The organism is Saccharospirillum sp. (assembly GCF_039982735.1).
GTDB lineage: Bacteria > Pseudomonadota > Gammaproteobacteria > Pseudomonadales > Natronospirillaceae > Saccharospirillum.
Window position 1 is genome coordinate 79,679 of sequence record NZ_JBDWXV010000010.1, and the last position, 15,086, is coordinate 94,764.

The window sequence follows — 15,086 nt, forward strand, 5'->3', positions numbered from 1 at the left end:
CCGGTCGGCCGGTTTACAGACCGCTAGTGTACACCAGAATCGCCCCGGGCCTCATCGACTGGCGCGCTTTTTAACTCGTTGTCGTGGCGTTCCGTTGCCAGGCATCTTCACACAAATCGAGCAGTGATTGCCGGGTCTCAAACGATTCACGGGTCCAGAAGAATGGATAGACCTTGCGTGCTTTCCGGTCAAACCAGAATTCGCCGGCGCGCAGTGCTTTGCCCTCGGCCAGACACCAGTAGATGGTATCCGCCCCTTCCTCGCTGGTACGCAACCGGTCGCCCATTTTATTGGAAAACCCGGGTAAGGCTTCACGCAGGGCCTCGGTGCCTACCCAGCCCGGATGCGAGGCGGAAAAGGTGTAGTTTGGAAATTGCCGGGCCAGTTCCTGGTTCAGAATAACCTGGGCGCGTTTGGCGTTAGCATAGGACTTAACCTTGTCGTAAGGTCGCTGCTGCCAGCACAAGTCGCCCAGTTCCAGTTTCTGCAAGTACATCCCGCCGCTGGCGGTCAGATGAACTGGCGCCCCTTCGGGCAAAAGCGATTGCTCGATGCAGCGGCGAATCAACAGGTAGTGGCCGACAACCTGGGAGGCAAAGATCACATCGTATCGGTCTTCAACCAGCATCAGCTTGTCGGGCATGCCTCCGGCGTTGCACACCAGGGCATCGAGTTCGGGCAGCGGTTGTGACAACACCTGATCAAACCGGGTCATGTCGAGCTCGATAAACTCTACACCGAGCTCGGCCAGACCCGACTCGTTGAATTTACCTTTTCCCCGGCCGGTCACCAGCACCGTCGCACCTGCAGCCGCCAGCCGCTGCGCCAGTGCCGCCCCAATACCACTGGTGCCACCGGTGACCAGCACTCGCTTACCCGCCACCCGCGCGTTGTCTATTTCACTGAAGTGCCGGGCATGCCGCTGATAACCGGTCCGGTCAAATGAATAGACAATGCTGTAATCCTTCAGGGTGTCGAACATGCTGTCTTTCTCGCTCGTCGGGTTAAAGTGGTTGCCCTACTTTACGGACCCGGGCCCACCGTGGGTCACTTTCCAGACTAGCAGCAATTCACACCGGAAGGTGACCTTGTTATGGTGAGCGCACACTTGAACATCAGGAGGCTCCACCATGACAGAGGCCTACACACCGGTTGAATGCAAGTCTGAACTGGCCGCGCTGAATACCGATCTGGCGTTCCCCTGGGAACTCGAAGACGACAAGCTGACCAAAACGTTCACCTTCTCGAATTTTGTCACCGCCTTCGGTTTTATGACGCAAGCGGCCATCGTGGCCGAGAAGAGCAACCATCACCCGGAATGGTTCAACGTGTATAAAACGGTCAAAGTACAGCTGACCACCCACGATGCCGGCGGCATCTCGGAAAAGGATTTTGACCTGGCCCGGCGTATGGAAAAACTGGCCACCGGGCAACGCTGAGATGGGGCTGACCTTGCACCTTAATTGCCTCGGCGAGATTGTCGAAGGCAATTATTACCGCGGTTACTGCCTGCTCAGTGAAGACCCCGATGAACCCGGCGCCCTGTTCCTGGTGGTCTACGCCGAACCGGACCGGGCCTCCGACGTCCTGTTGAGCGAGTGGTTTCCGTCGATTCAGGCCGTCAATCACTTTGCCCGGGATCAGAACTGGTCGATTGAGTGGCGTCAGTAACCGGCTCACACGCTTGGGGCCGGGTGTCGCAAACAGCTTCGGTAGCAATGCGCACATCGACCAGATAAAACAAGGAATCGAGCCCCAGACTGATGCGCCCCAGGTTGTGAAACACCAGCCCCAGAGCAATGTCCTCAGCGCTGTACCGTCCTGCATCAGCGGCAAACTGCTGGGCGGCGGCCCCCGGTTCTTCGTCACCCAGCAATTGCATTAGCCGCCCGATCCCGCCGTGGTAGGCCTGTACCAGCAGCAATGAATAAAGCTGTTCACGCTGGGCTTCCGGCAAATGCCCAAAGCGCTCATCAAAAACGGGCCTGAGGTTCCGGTCGTTTTGCTGATAGAGCCTGACGGCACAATCGACCTGTGCCATGCGGTGCAGGTGAAAACGTTCATCAATTTCGCAATCGGCCAGCACTTCCGGCCGCAATTGCAACAAGCCGACAGCCCGGGCTGCGGAAAAGCTCTCTTTGCGGGCGCCGCTTTCTATCAGAATCTGACCAGTAAACGCCTGCACAACCGCCTCACCTGGCTGATACCCCTGGCGCTCAGCCTTGTCGTTGAACACTTGCCGGACCAGCTCAATCAGCGGGATCGGCTCGTCCTCGGAGCCGGCCACCATGCCATCCCAGGTGCCCCACACCCGGTCCGCCGGGTCGGTTCCCAACAGGCGATCAATGGCGGCGCTCAAATCAACGTGAGGCTGGTCACAGCGCAGTGCAAAGGGATAGCCCGTTTCCGTAGCCGACCCTCCGATCCACCGGTGTACCCGGTCATCCCGGTAAAGAATTTCCCGAATACGATTGAGTCGTTGCTGATTTTCAGCAACCGTATCTTCGTTCTCAAACCAGGTCAGGAAGCGGCCGCGCTGATCGAACAGGATATGCCGGTCCGGTTGCTCGCAGTAACTTTGCTCGAGCAACACCCAACGTCGGATGATGGATATGTTCTGGTAAAAGCCATCGCTGAATACGTAAGGTGTATCGCGAATCACCTGCAACCAGGGCGCGGGCGGCTGAGCGGTATCCGATTCAGCGTGCAGCATGCTGGCAGCAAGCACCATCATGATGCCAAACAGCCACCGCCTTAATACCCAACAAGAACCTTCTCGCATAACACGCTCTCAAACCAGACAGACTGATCAGTCTACTCAAGACGGCTGTGGTTGCCAGCGCCTACCAGCAACCCGGTAGCGTTCGTGCATACCTATTCCGATCGCGCAAAAAAAACCCCGGCACGGGCCGGGGTCAATCGAGTGTACATCCTTACTCACTCACTGGGCTGTCACGAAATCGCTGTAGATGCCGTTGCTGTCGAACGTGGCCACCTGAAACTCATAGTCAGCGCCGGGTAAATCTTCAATCAGATACTGGTCGGTCCCCGCGTCGTCGATGACCAGTGTGACGTAGTCTTCAGTACCGGTTTCGCGGTAACGAATTTCATAGCCACCGATTTCATCCAGACTCAGTGGGTCACCATTGGCGCGCTCCATCGGCACACTCCAGTACAAGGTTACCGACAAAGTATCTGGCTCTGGTTCTGGCTCGGGCGTTGGTTCGCTCATTACCAGGGTTACCGTTGAATGGGCAACCACCGTACCATTGACGCGAACCGTCAGGGTGTTGGTTCCCTCCTGCAACTCGTTCAATGGCAAGGCATTGGCTGAGTCGTAATTGCCACCGGCAAAATCGTACGGATACACATCGTCTTCGCCAAACCAGCCGCCGTTGACATAGAACTCTACGCGGCCCGCGTCAATATCATTGGTTGTCAGTGTCAGGAAGTAGGCTTCGCCTTCCATCAACGTCAACCCTTCTACTTCCTGACCGTTGCTACGCGAAGCTTCCAGCGAATAGTCCAGCGAGTAGCTGATTGGCTCCGGTTCCGGAGTCGGCTCTGGTTCCGGCGTCGGTTCTGGTTCCGGGGTCGGTTCTGGTTCCGGCGTCGGCTCCGGTTCCGGGGTCGGCTCTGGTTCCGGCGTCGGTTCTGGTTCCGGGGTCGGTTCTGGTTCCGGGGTCGGTTCCGGTTCCGGGGTCGGTTCCGGGGTCGGCTCTGGTTCCGGGGTCGGTTCCGGTTCAGGCGTCGGCTCATTGCTGTCTACCACAAAGCGAGAAGTCGCCACTATTTCTCCGTCGACGCGAGCCAGAACGATGTTTTCACCGGGTTCAAACCATTCCATATTCTGAATATTGGCCGCAATATTATTGCCACCATTCAAATCATACGGATAACTTGAATCGGCGTTCATCAACACATCGTTAACATAAAACTGGACGACGCCAAGCGCCGCGTCGTTCGACGTCAAATAGACGTAATAGCTGCCCGCTTCATTCAGTTCTGCATTTTGCAAACTGGCACCGGATGCGCGGTCTGCACGGACTGAATACATCAAGTCAAAGGAACGGGAATTTGTGTCTGAGTCATCGCCGATAAATTTAGAAGTTCCTTCTTCTAGTTGGCATCCTGCCAGCGCCATCGAGGCGACGACCGAACATGAAAGAGTGAACTTCGTCATAAGCTTTTCAGTTACCTTTTGCGGTCATGGATGAAAGTGAGCGCATGGTAACGAGGCAGGACACGAATAAATGTGAGCGAGTTCCGACCGAATTTTTTATTACAGTTACAGTATGATTTGACGGTTTACGATTAAAAAACCGTCAATTCGAAGCAGCATTTTTGAATATGTTCTCTCATAGAAATCTCTGTCACAGAATTCATCTCGACCCTGTCACACGAATAGATCAGTCCCTTCAAAGTTTTGACGGTTTTTAACCCGGCCAAGCCATCGTACTGCGTTCAGCTCTTGCAGAGTGCCTAGGCAGACTGTGATGGTGATCACCAATTCACAGCATCTTTACACAGCGTCAGGCCGATTAAGGACGATTGACCTTGCCCGGGCGATCACTGACAATCCTTGAAAACGTTATCAAAGCCTCCGGGTACCCAGGCGGACAACCACAATGAAGACGCCGCGTACCGTCATAACCCCCTGAAGGAGTAGGCTCAATGAGCACTTTCACCGACCTGTTGTCACGCCGCGACTGGGAAAACCCACTGGTCACCGGCCAGAACCGGCTACCCGGGCACAGCCCGCTGCGGGCCTATGCGAGTCACGACGACGCCCGTAACGGCCTGACATCGGCCCGGCAGTCGCTCAATGGTGACTGGGATTTCGTATTGTACGACCGGCCTGAGCTGGCTGAGGCCGACTTCTTCGAATCACCGACCACCGTGCCCACCGGCCACAGCGTGCGTGTTCCGGGGAACTGGCAATGCCAGGGGTATGACCGGCCTATCTACACCAATGTTCAGTATCCGTTTGCGGTCAATCCGCCCTTTGTGCCGTCGGACAACCCGACCGGGGGCTACGCCCGCACGTTCGCGCTTCCGGCCGAAGCCATCGACGGGCAAACCCGGGTCGTGTTCGACGGCGTCAATTCCGCCTTTCACCTCTGGTGCAACGGCCGCTGGGTGGGTTACAGCCAGGACAGCCGGTTACCGGCTGAATTTGACCTCTCCGACTTCGTTCATGCTGGCGACAACCGCCTGGCAGTGATGGTGCTGCGCTGGTCGGATGGCAGTTACCTCGAAGACCAGGACATGTGGTGGCTGAGTGGCATATTCCGCGACGTCACCCTGGTCACCAAGCCCCGGCGCCAGATCACCGATGTTCATTTCGACACCGAACTGGATGCCTGCTACCGCGACGCCACGCTGAACTTATGCGCTGAAGTGTCTGACCCGGAAACCCACATCCGTGCCTGCCTCTACGACGGTGACCAATTGGTCGCCGAGGTCAGTGACATCGCTCCGGGCCAGCGGGAGGTCGACGAACGCGGCGGATTCCGTTGTCGTGCCTATGCCAAACTGGCCGTGACCGCGCCTCACCTGTGGTCGGCAGAAAAGCCTTACCTGTACCGACTGGTGGTCAGCCTGAGCGACGCCGAGGGCCAGGAACTGGATCATGAGGCGTACTGGGTTGGTTTTCGCAGTGTGGAAATCAGCAACGGCCTGTTGAAAGTCAACGGCCAGCCGGTGCTGATTCGCGGGGCGAACCGGCATGAGCATCACCCCGAGCGGGGACATGCCGTCAACCGGGCGGATATGGAAGCCGACATCCGGCTGATGAAGCAGTTTAACTTCAACGCCGTGCGCACGGCCCATTACCCCAACCACCCGGAATTCTATGAGCTGTGCGACCAATACGGGCTCTATGTGGTCGACGAGGCTAATATAGAAACGCACGGCATGAACCCCTCGAGCCAGCTGTCGGACGACAGTCGCTGGCTGTCGGCCTATATGGAACGGGTGACCCGCCTGGTGCAGCGCGACCGCAACCATGCCTCGGTGATTATCTGGTCGCTCGGCAACGAATCCGGCTTAGGCGCCAACCATCACGCCGCTTACCAATGGGTGAAACAGACCGACCCCAGCCGCCCGGTTCAGTATGAGGGGGGCGGTGCCGATTCAGCCGCCACCGACATCATTTGCCCGATGTATGCGCGAGTTAACACCGACATGCCACTGCCGGAGTCGGTACCCAAGTGGGCGATTCAGAAATGGATCGGCCTGCCCGGTGAAGACCGACCGCTGATACTGTGCGAATACGCCCATGCCATGGGCAATAGCCTGGGCAGTTTTGATGAATACTGGCGCGCCTTTCGCCAGTACCCGCGCCTACAGGGCGGCTTTATCTGGGACTGGGTCGACCAGGGCCTGAGCCACACCAGCCCGGACGGTCACCGCTTTTGGGCCTACGGCGGCGACTTTGGGGACCAGCCCAACGACCGTCAATTCTGCATCAACGGCCTGGTCTTCCCCGACCGCAGCGTGCACCCAACGCTGTACGAGGCAAAACGGGCCCAGCAGTTTCTTCAGATCAAACTGATCAGCACCGACCCGCTAACGGTTCAGGTAGACAGCGAATACCTGTTCCGCCACACCGACAACGAGCAGCTTAACTGGGCGGTACTGGAAGACGGCCACATCACCGGCCAGGGGCAAATGCCATTGAGCGTTGCGCCCCAGAGCCAGGCCCAATACACCATCGATGCCGTGCTTCCAGCCGCACAACAAGGCAGCGACTACCACCTCGATATCTGGATTACCCAGCCCGAGGCAACCCCCTGGTCTGAACCCGGGCATGAAACGGCACGCCAGCAACTCAGCCTGCCAGTCAGCGCACAGCTGGCTGATGCAGTAACAACGGCAGCCCCGGCGCCGGCTTACACAGAAACAGACGACCTGATCATCGTTGAGCATGACGGTGGCCAGTGGCAGTTCGATCGCACCACCGGCCAGTTGCTCGACTGGCAGCACCAGGGCCAGCCACTGTTAATGGCCGCACCGCGAGACTGCTTCTGGCGTGCCCCGCTCGACAACGACATCGGCATCAGCGAGGCCGACCGGGTCGACCCCAATGCCTGGGCAGCGCGCTGGGCTGCGGCCGGACTGGATCGCCTGGCGACGACCAGCACACTGCTGGCGGTTACCCCACGGGCCGATTGTGTGGAAATTTGCGTTGCTCATCGGCACCGGGCAGACGACGAAACCCGACTGCGCAGCCACTGGCGTTACGGTTGTTATCAGGACGGTTCACTGACCCTGCAGGTAGCGGTCGAAGCAGCGGCCGGCGTGCCACCCCTGGCCCGGGTCGGCCTTGAATGGGCGTTAACCGAAACACCCGAGACCTTCAACTGGTGGGGACGCGGCCCGCATGAGAACTACCCGGACCGGAAACTGGCGGCCGACATGGGTCGCTATTCGCTGCCGCTGAGCGCCGCCCATACGCCTTATATTTTCCCAAGCGACAATGGCCTGCGCTGCGATACCCGGTCACTGCAACTGGGCAGCCTGAGCGTCAACGGTGACTTCCACTTCAGCCTGAGCCGGTATTCCCAGGCCGCGCTGGCAGCCGCCAGGCACCAGTACGAACTCTCAGAGGAAGACGGAGTCTATGTGCACATCGATGCGGAGCACATGGGTGTAGGTGGGGATGATTCCTGGAGCCCGAGCGTACACCCTGAATACCAGATAACGCAGCATCGCCAGACCAAGCGACAGTATCGATATGAGGTTACGCTTAAGGCGGGTTAAGTTTGCAACCGCAGCGGAGTGTCAGGTGCCGGGGGTACCTATCCGGGGTAGTCTGCAGCACGGACTAAAACGCCTGGAGCGTTTTAGCACGAGCGCAGCGAGCCCGGAGGGTGAATCCCATGGAGGGGATTCATATCATGCAGTCTAGGCCCCATGGACGGGTTTACGCCGAGCGATCTGTCGCACCACCCGGATCGGTACCCCCGGTGCCTGACACGGACTCATGGCACCAATGAACAACCATTGGACTCTTAAGTCGACTAAGTTAGCGCAACCAGGCGCCCCATCAGTTTGCCTTTGGGGTGCCAGACCGGCGCTTTTTGCCAGCGTACGGCCGGTTTCGGGTCGCGCTCGATGCGCACCCGGGCCAGCACCTCATGCAGAATGCATTTGATTTCCATCTCCGAGAAATGCATGCCGATGCATTTGTGGGCGCCACCGCTGAAGGGGGCAAAGAGAAACGGATGCTGTTTGTCTTCCTGACGGTCGGGCGAAAAACGCTCCGGATCAAAGCGTTCCGGCTCGTGCCAGTACTCGGGCAGGTAGTGATTGTGCACCGGCGATACCGAGACGATGGTGCCGGCGGGTATCCGGTAGCCCTGGTAAGCGACATCGTGCAGGGCGCGGCGTGGAATGACCGCACCCGGAGTAAAGAGGCGCAACACCTCTTTAAACACAGTAGCGGTATCGGTCAGCTGCCCAAGGTCCTCATAGGTCAGGGGTTTAAAGGCGGCGTGCTCTTCCCGCAATCGCTCCTGCCATTGCGGGTATTCGGTCAGGGCATAGAACAGACTGGTCAGGGCGCTGCTGGTGGTATCCTGAGCGGCCATCATCAGAAAAATCATGTGATCGGCGATGTTCTGGTCGGTGAAATTGTGGCCGTCTTCATCCTTGGCGCGGCACAATTGCGCGAACAGGGTATCGCCACCCCGGGCTCGTACTTCACTCACCTTGTTCAGGAAATACCGTTCCAGAAAAGCCCGTCCCTGCAAGCCGCGGTTGTATTTGGTGCCTGGCCAGGGCTTGCGTACCAGCGCCATCGTGGCTTCCACGTTGTTGCGAAACGCCTGTTGCAGTTGTTGCAGCTGTTGATGATCGGTCTCGCCGATAAACACCCGGGAGGCCATATCCAGCACCGTTTGGCGGGCCAGTTGCGCAAGATCGACCGGGGTATTCAGTGGCCAGCGTTTAACAATATCGGGCAATGCACAGGACATCAGCGCCTGGTAGGCCACCATGGCGTCTTTCTTGAATGCGGCCTGCATGATGCGACGATGGTAGCGATGCTCCTCGCCATCCTTAAGCATCAAACCACGCGGAAAGAGTTCACCAACAAAGCTGGCCCAGCCCTGAGCGGTGGAAAAGTGGTTACCGCTATCCTGCAACAGGAACTGACATCCCTCCGGACCTGTCAGCCGAATCCAGGTTTCACCCAGAAATTGTGTTGAAAACACCGGGCCGTAGCGTCGGGTTTTGCGATCGAAGAAGGCCTGAATATCCTGCAGCACTTCAAGGGTATGGCCGACCAGGGGCAGGCCCTTGTCTCCGGGTATTTCGATCAGAGGCGCCTCTTCGTTGATATCGATCCGATCAACTGCCAAGGAGGCTTCATTCGTTGTGCGGGGTATTGACGACTGCGCCTTCATGCTCGGTCTCCGGCAAAGGCATCCAAAACCTGTCACCGCTTGCAGTGACGACTCACTGAGAGTGAGTCGTCCTGCGGCCAAGGTAAAGGCCTTAGCAACAGGAGTGTGAACTGGTTATCGTCAATATTGGCGGTAGTCCGCGTGTTGGTTAACTCTTGAGCTTATAGCCGGTCTTGAAGATCCACCAGACCAGGCCAACAAAGAGCACCAGAAAACCAAAGGTCATACCCGTGCTGACGGCAATATGCACATCCGACACGCCATAAAAACTCCAGCGGAATCCACTGACCAGATACACCACCGGGTTTAACAGGGTCACCCCTTGCCAGAAGGAGGGCAGCATGTCGATGGAATAAAAGGTGCCCCCCAGAAACACCAGCGGCGTTACGATCATCATTGGCACAATTTGCAGTTTCTCAAAACCATCGGCCCAGATACCTATCACAAACCCGAGAAAACTGAAGGTGATCGACGTCAGCACCAGAAAGCTGAACATCCAGATCGGATGTTCAATGCGGTAATCCACAAAGAAAGTCGCGGTAACCAGAATAATCAGACCGAGAACGACCGACTTGGTCGCGGCTGCCCCGACATAGCCAACCACAATCTCGACGTAAGAAATCGGTGCCGACAGCACTTCATAAATGGTGCCGGAAAACTTAGGCATATAAATGCCAAAGGAGGCATTGGAAATACTTTGCATCAGCAGTGTGAGCATAATAAGCCCGGGGATAATAAAAGCCCCATAGCTGACACCATCGATGTCGACCATGCGAGAGCCGATGGCCGAACCGAACACCACAAAATAGAGCGAGGTTGAAATAACCGGCGTCGCAACGCTTTGCAGCAATGTGCGCCAGGTGCGCGCCATTTCAAACAGGTAGATGGCACGAACAGAATAGAAATTCATTTAGGCAGTATCCTTTATTGACCGTGAACCAATCCCACGAAAATATCTTCCAGCGAGCTTTCCCGGGTGCGCAGATCCCGGAATTCAACGCCCTGGCTGTCGAGTGCTTTCAGCAATTCGGAAATGCCACTGTGTTCCTGCTGCGAGTCGAAGTTGTAATTCAGTTCGCGACCGTCATCACTCAGTGTCAGCGGCATGGACGCCAGTGAATCCGGTACTTTCGTCAACGGATCACGCAGCGACAACGTCAATTGCTTTTTACCCAGCTTACGCATCAGTGCAGTTTTTTCCTCAACCAGAATGATTTCCCCCTGACTGATCACCCCGATCCGATCCGCCATTTCCTCGGCTTCTTCAATATAGTGGGTGGTCAGAATGATGGTCACACCCTGCTCGCGCAGGCCGCGTACCATCTCCCACATGTCGCGCCTCAACTCGACATCGACACCTGCCGTTGGCTCATCCAGAAACAGGATTTTTGGTTCGTGTGACAATGCCTTGGCGATCATCACCCGGCGTTTCATTCCGCCAGACAGCGCTTTGATTTTCGTGTCGCGTTTATCCCACAGCGAGAGTTGCCGCAATATTTTTTCCAGATGCTCTGGATTCGGCGCCTTGCCGAACAGGCCTCTGGAAAAGTTCACCGTGGCCCAGACCGTTTCAAACGCATCGGTCGCCAGTTCCTGCGGAACCAGCCCGATTTTGGCACGGGCCTGACGAAAGTCGGTCAGAATATCGTGGCCATCGGCGGTGACCGTTCCCCGGGTGGGGTTGGCAATGCCACATATAATGCTGATCAGCGTGGTTTTACCGGCCCCATTGGGGCCAAGCAAGGCGAAAATCTCTCCGGTATTGATGTCCAGATCGAGGTTCTTGAGGGCTTCGAATCCTGATGCGTAGGTCTTGTTCAGACCCTGCACAGAAATAATAGGGGGCATGAGTGCTCCTAGTGGTTAAAACTCAAATGTTGGAGTTAGCACAATTTGAGCGTTGGATGCCGGTGGTGCCTCTGCGGGGAAGACCGCAACATGGATGTTGCGGTCTAGGCCCCATGGTCGGGTTTACGCCGACCCCTCAGAGGCATCACCGGCAGCCGACGCGGACCACAGCCACAGATTCCAACTTCGAAACTTGAGCTAATAAAAGGTGCCGGTCACTTTACAGTAATCCGGCTTCTTCGTAATAACGCCTCGCACCCGGATGCAAGGGGGCTGACAGGCCGTCCTGTACCATGGTCGCCGGATCCAGGCCGATAAAAGCCGGGTGCAGCCGGGTCAGGGTGTCGAAATTGTCAAAGACCGCCTTGACGATCCGGTAGGCAACGTCATCGGGCATGTTGGCGGTGGTGACCACTGTCGCGGCCATGCCCAGGGTGGTCACCGGGTCCGGGTTACCCGGGTACAGGCCGCCGGGAATACTGGCCAGGCGGTAATAGGGTTTCTGATCCAGCAGCCGGTCAACGGCATCGCCCGTCACCGGCACCAGGACGGTCTCGCAGCGCTGCGTAGCTTCGAGAATGGCCGGGTTGGGGTGACCTGCCGCGTAGGTAATAGCATCAACGCGATAGTCGCACAGGGCCTCGCCCTGACGCAGCGGCGGTAACTCAGCGGTTCGCTGGAAATCGTCATAGGTCCAGCCGTAACTGGCCATCAGCACATCCAGTGTACCGCGCTGTCCGGAGCCTGGTTCACCCAGATTCACCCGACGACCTTTTAGATCGCTGAAGGTTGCAATACCGGAGTCAGCTCGCGCCAGCACGGTAAAGGGCTCGCTGTGCAGGGAAAACAAGGAACGAAGCGAATCAAACGCTTCGGGTTCGTTGTATTCAGGCTGGCCAGTGTAAGCGTAATGCTGCCAGTCGGACTGAACCACGACGAGGCTAAAGCGGCCATCACGCAACCCGGCCAGATTATCGATCGACCCACCGGTCGCCACAACCTCACAGCGTTCATCATCACTGGCTTCACGCTCGTAAAAGCGGCAAATAGCACCGCCTGTCGGGTAATAGACGCCGGCAACCGAGCCGGTGCCGACCACCAGATTCGACTCAGCCTGAACACTGGCCAAGGCACTGAGACTGCTCAGCACGACCAACAAACCCATTTTCTTTAACGCAATACGAATCACCCTGTAACCTCGGCGTTTTAGCAACGCCTTCAGTGTAGTGTATTACTGTCATTATTCCGTTTTGTGCTCTTCACGACCGTCGGCATGCCGTGCAAAACGCCCGCGCCCCCGGTCGTGCACCTGATCGTGACGCGGCCAGGGCCAGCCACCGAACTCGTCTTTGCGGAAGTCGGCAAAGGTCTGGCGAATTTCGGCTTCGGTGTTCATGACAAAGGGGCCGTACTGGACGACTGGCTCGTTGATGGGCTTGCCCTGCAACAGCAACAGTCGCACTTTCTGCTCACCGGCTTGCAAGGTGACTGCCTGGTCCGGCACCAGGCGCGCGCCTTGCTTCGGTGACAATTCGGTGTCGTCTACCTGAATCGCACCCCCTTCAAAACAGTAGAGTGTCCGGTTAACGCCCGTGCGAGTCGCAGGCAAAGTCCATTCGGCACCCGCGTCGACGTCGATGATCCACACCGCCACGTCGTTGGCCGCGTCCGACGCCCAGGAATCCGGCGGCGGTGGCGGGGCTTTGTGACCGTCGAGCTCGCCCGCCACCACGGTCACCGAAGTACGGTGGCCTTGGGCATCCTCCGTGGTCACCACGGGCGTCTCTTCGCGCCAGAGCATCGAAAAGTGCGGTGGCACCGCCTTATTCTTGCCTGGCAAGTTGATCCAGATCTGGAACAACTCCATCGGGTTTTCCTCAGCTTCGCTCAACAGCGGAAACATCTCGGAATGTTGCACGCCGTTACCGGCCGTCATCCACTGAGTGTCGCCGCCGCCATAGCGCCCGGCAGCCCCCAGGGAGTCGGCATGATCTACCATACCTTTGGTGACGACCGTTATGGTTTCGAAACCACGATGCGGATGCGCCGGAAAACCGGGAATCCGGTCGCCATGATACATGCGCCAGTTCTGGCTCCAGTCGAAATCCTGCCCGATCTGGCGACCCGCCAGCGAAGCCTGGGGGCCCATCTCGGCGTTGCCCTTGGGGAACGCATCGTTGTGATGGACACAAAACAGAAAGGGATCGGCCGTCTGCCAGGGAAACCCCAGCGACAGTACTTCTTTAACCGCATTACTCATCAGACACCTCACTTGATCGGCTGGGTGCCACGCCTTTGGCGGCCCGGCCCCGGGTTTTCTCAGGCTGCATCGTCAACCCTGTTTACGACAATCACTATGGGGGCACCCAAGCCGTATTTCACTACCCGATTCGAGGGTGACCTCCCGGGTAGCGGCGGCCAAACTTTGACAATAGTTAAACTGTCTACCAAGGTGAGGTCATCGAGAGGGCGCCTCTGACCAATCTTGATGCAGATCAAGACCTGCACCGCCCAATAGTGCCAAAGTAGTTTCATCGACTCGACTCTACGGGCGTCAGCCACCACCGGATGACGCCTGCCAAACAGGAGAGATCACTATGAGCAAACTAATACTGGTTCCCGTTGACGGTTCAGACCCCGCAAAAAAAGCCATTGAATTCGCGGCCGACTGGGCCAAGCACCACGATGCGGGTCTGCTGTTATTGCACGTGCCCGAGCCCCCGGTTGGCGATGAGGTCATGGTGATGGGCGGTGCGTCCATCTACATGCATGCGACGCCTGACGAACTGAGAAAAGTGGGCGATTCCATCGTTGAAGCCGGGGTCAAACTGGCCAATGAACTCGGCTGCAAAACCGTGGAGACTGCAGTCGAGATCGGCGATCCGGCCCGCAAGATCGTTGCCGTAGCGCAGGACCGCAAGGTCGACATGATCGTGATGGGTACACGCGGCCTGGGTGATTGGAAGAGCCTGCTGCTGGGCAGCGTCTCCCACAAGGTTAGCAACCTGGCTGAATGCACCTGCGTGACAGTGCGCTGATCAACCGCAAGCGGCTTTTACGGTCGCTTGCATGGTCAATCCCGCCCGGGCTTTGTATCCTTAGGAGACATTATTCAGGCGGGGTTACCCCTTGTCCGACCGGAAACTGACGACACACTCCAACACGCAGGCGATTGATCAGTTCATTGATCAGGCCGCCAAACTCCCGGTTGCCAGCCGGCAACAGGGCCGCATACTCTTTGCGCTCGACGCCACGGCCAGCCGCCAGCCCACCTGGGATATGGCCTGCAATCTCCACAGTGAACTGTTTCTGGCCACCGAATCGGTCGATGGCATTGCCATTCAGTTGTGCTACTACCGCGGGTTCCGGGAATTCAAGGCAACCGACTGGGTCACCCGGCCAGAGCGTCTGCTCAATGCCATGAATCGCGTACAGTGCCTCGGTGGTCAGACCCAGATCGGGCGCGTGCTTCAGCATGCCCTGAAAGAAACCCGGGTAAAGGCCATTAAGGCGGTGATACTCATTGCCGACTGTTGCGAGGAAGGCGTTGACCCGCTCTGTCAGCACGCCGGTGAACTGGGCCTGCTAAACACCCCACTGTTCATTTTTCAGGAAGGCAATGACACCCAGGCGCGCAACGCCTTTCAACAGATGGCCAAGCTTTCCGGCGGTGCCTGGATGCCATTTGATAACCGCGCCGCGGCGCAACTCAAAGACCTGCTCGGTGCCGTGGCGGTCTACGCCAGTGGCGGCCAACGTGCCCTGGACGACCTGGCCCGCTCTGGCTCCGCCGATGTTAAACGTTTGACCCAACAGTTGAAGCGCTGA

At 57.6% G+C, this 15,086-nt stretch carries 13 protein-coding genes; 5 read left to right on the forward strand and 8 right to left on the reverse strand.

What is annotated here, in order from left to right; translation table 11 throughout:
* Positions 1–70: 70 nt before the first annotated feature.
* Positions 71–982, reverse strand: coding sequence for an SDR family NAD(P)-dependent oxidoreductase (locus ABJT94_RS07260; RefSeq protein WP_348474562.1), 912 nt, complete (start codon positions 980–982; stop codon positions 71–73).
* Between the two features lie 148 nt (positions 983–1,130).
* Between ABJT94_RS07260 and ABJT94_RS07265 the strand changes: the two genes are divergently transcribed.
* On the forward strand, positions 1,131–1,439 hold the full coding sequence (locus tag ABJT94_RS07265) for a 4a-hydroxytetrahydrobiopterin dehydratase (protein WP_348474563.1): 309 nt from the start codon (positions 1,131–1,133) through the stop codon (positions 1,437–1,439).
* Position 1,440: 1 nt separating this feature from the next.
* Positions 1,441–1,671 (forward strand): hypothetical protein, encoded by a 231-nt coding sequence (locus tag ABJT94_RS07270; protein WP_348474564.1) that lies wholly within the window; start codon positions 1,441–1,443, stop codon positions 1,669–1,671.
* On the opposite strand, the gene ABJT94_RS07275 is transcribed toward ABJT94_RS07270, so the two are convergent.
* Positions 1,622–2,782: a hypothetical protein gene (locus ABJT94_RS07275; protein WP_348474565.1), complete on the reverse strand. Its 1,161-nt coding sequence runs from the start codon at positions 2,780–2,782 to the stop codon at positions 1,622–1,624. The two genes, ABJT94_RS07270 and ABJT94_RS07275, sit on opposite strands and share 50 nt — an antisense overlap.
* A gap of 159 nt (positions 2,783–2,941) precedes the next feature.
* Entirely contained in the window at positions 2,942–4,018 is a 1,077-nt protein-coding gene (locus tag ABJT94_RS07280; protein ID WP_348474566.1) for a fibronectin type III domain-containing protein, read from the reverse strand.
* 656 nt (positions 4,019–4,674) lie between these two features.
* Here ABJT94_RS07280 and ABJT94_RS07285 point away from each other — a divergent pair.
* The gene (locus tag ABJT94_RS07285) at positions 4,675–7,764 is read left to right on the forward strand and encodes a beta-galactosidase (RefSeq protein WP_348474567.1); all 3,090 of its coding nucleotides are present in this window, start codon (positions 4,675–4,677) and stop codon (positions 7,762–7,764) included.
* A gap of 260 nt (positions 7,765–8,024) precedes the next feature.
* Here ABJT94_RS07285 and ABJT94_RS07290 read toward each other — a convergent pair whose 3' ends face one another.
* From ABJT94_RS07290 to ABJT94_RS07310, 5 genes are all read right to left on the reverse strand, one after another.
* On the reverse strand, positions 8,025–9,410 hold the full coding sequence (locus ABJT94_RS07290; RefSeq protein ID WP_348474568.1) for a cytochrome P450: 1,386 nt from the start codon (positions 9,408–9,410) through the stop codon (positions 8,025–8,027).
* Positions 9,411–9,558: 148 nt separating this feature from the next.
* On the reverse strand, positions 9,559–10,320 hold the full coding sequence (locus ABJT94_RS07295; protein WP_348474569.1) for an ABC transporter permease: 762 nt from the start codon (positions 10,318–10,320) through the stop codon (positions 9,559–9,561).
* Positions 10,321–10,334: 14 nt separating this feature from the next.
* Complete coding sequence (locus ABJT94_RS07300; protein ID WP_348474570.1) at positions 10,335–11,258, reverse strand: ABC transporter ATP-binding protein; 924 nt, start codon at positions 11,256–11,258, stop codon at positions 10,335–10,337.
* A 220-nt stretch (positions 11,259–11,478) separates the two neighbouring features.
* Positions 11,479–12,447 (reverse strand): TAXI family TRAP transporter solute-binding subunit, encoded by a 969-nt coding sequence (locus ABJT94_RS07305; protein ID WP_348474571.1) that lies wholly within the window; start codon positions 12,445–12,447, stop codon positions 11,479–11,481.
* A gap of 51 nt (positions 12,448–12,498) precedes the next feature.
* The gene (locus tag ABJT94_RS07310) at positions 12,499–13,518 is read right to left on the reverse strand and encodes a pirin family protein (protein ID WP_348474572.1); all 1,020 of its coding nucleotides are present in this window, start codon (positions 13,516–13,518) and stop codon (positions 12,499–12,501) included.
* Between the two features lie 337 nt (positions 13,519–13,855).
* Here ABJT94_RS07310 and ABJT94_RS07315 point away from each other — a divergent pair, with 337 nt between their 5' ends.
* Positions 13,856–14,296: a universal stress protein gene (locus ABJT94_RS07315; protein WP_348474573.1), complete on the forward strand. Its 441-nt coding sequence runs from the start codon at positions 13,856–13,858 to the stop codon at positions 14,294–14,296.
* A 91-nt stretch (positions 14,297–14,387) separates the two neighbouring features.
* Entirely contained in the window at positions 14,388–15,086 is a 699-nt protein-coding gene (locus ABJT94_RS07320) for a VWA domain-containing protein (RefSeq protein WP_348474574.1), read from the forward strand.

Bases quoted from the DNA above. Each gene is read 5' to 3' on its own strand.
- ABJT94_RS07310 (WP_348474572.1), bottom strand. From the start codon at position 13,518: ATGAGTAATGCGGTTAAAGAAGTACTGTCGCTGGGGTTTCCCTGGCAG.
- ABJT94_RS07300 (WP_348474570.1), bottom strand. From the start codon at position 11,258: ATGCCCCCTATTATTTCTGTGCAGGGTCTGAACAAGACCTACGCATCA.
- ABJT94_RS07290 (WP_348474568.1), bottom strand. From the start codon at position 9,410: ATGAAGGCGCAGTCGTCAATACCCCGCACAACGAATGAAGCCTCCTTG.
- ABJT94_RS07315 (WP_348474573.1), top strand. From the start codon at position 13,856: ATGAGCAAACTAATACTGGTTCCCGTTGACGGTTCAGACCCCGCAAAA.
- ABJT94_RS07295 (WP_348474569.1), bottom strand. From the start codon at position 10,320: ATGAATTTCTATTCTGTTCGTGCCATCTACCTGTTTGAAATGGCGCGC.
- ABJT94_RS07270 (WP_348474564.1), top strand. From the start codon at position 1,441: ATGGGGCTGACCTTGCACCTTAATTGCCTCGGCGAGATTGTCGAAGGC.
- ABJT94_RS07275 (WP_348474565.1), bottom strand. From the start codon at position 2,782: ATGCGAGAAGGTTCTTGTTGGGTATTAAGGCGGTGGCTGTTTGGCATC.
- ABJT94_RS07260 (WP_348474562.1), bottom strand. From the start codon at position 982: ATGTTCGACACCCTGAAGGATTACAGCATTGTCTATTCATTTGACCGG.
- ABJT94_RS07285 (WP_348474567.1), top strand. From the start codon at position 4,675: ATGAGCACTTTCACCGACCTGTTGTCACGCCGCGACTGGGAAAACCCA.
- ABJT94_RS07265 (WP_348474563.1), top strand. From the start codon at position 1,131: ATGACAGAGGCCTACACACCGGTTGAATGCAAGTCTGAACTGGCCGCG.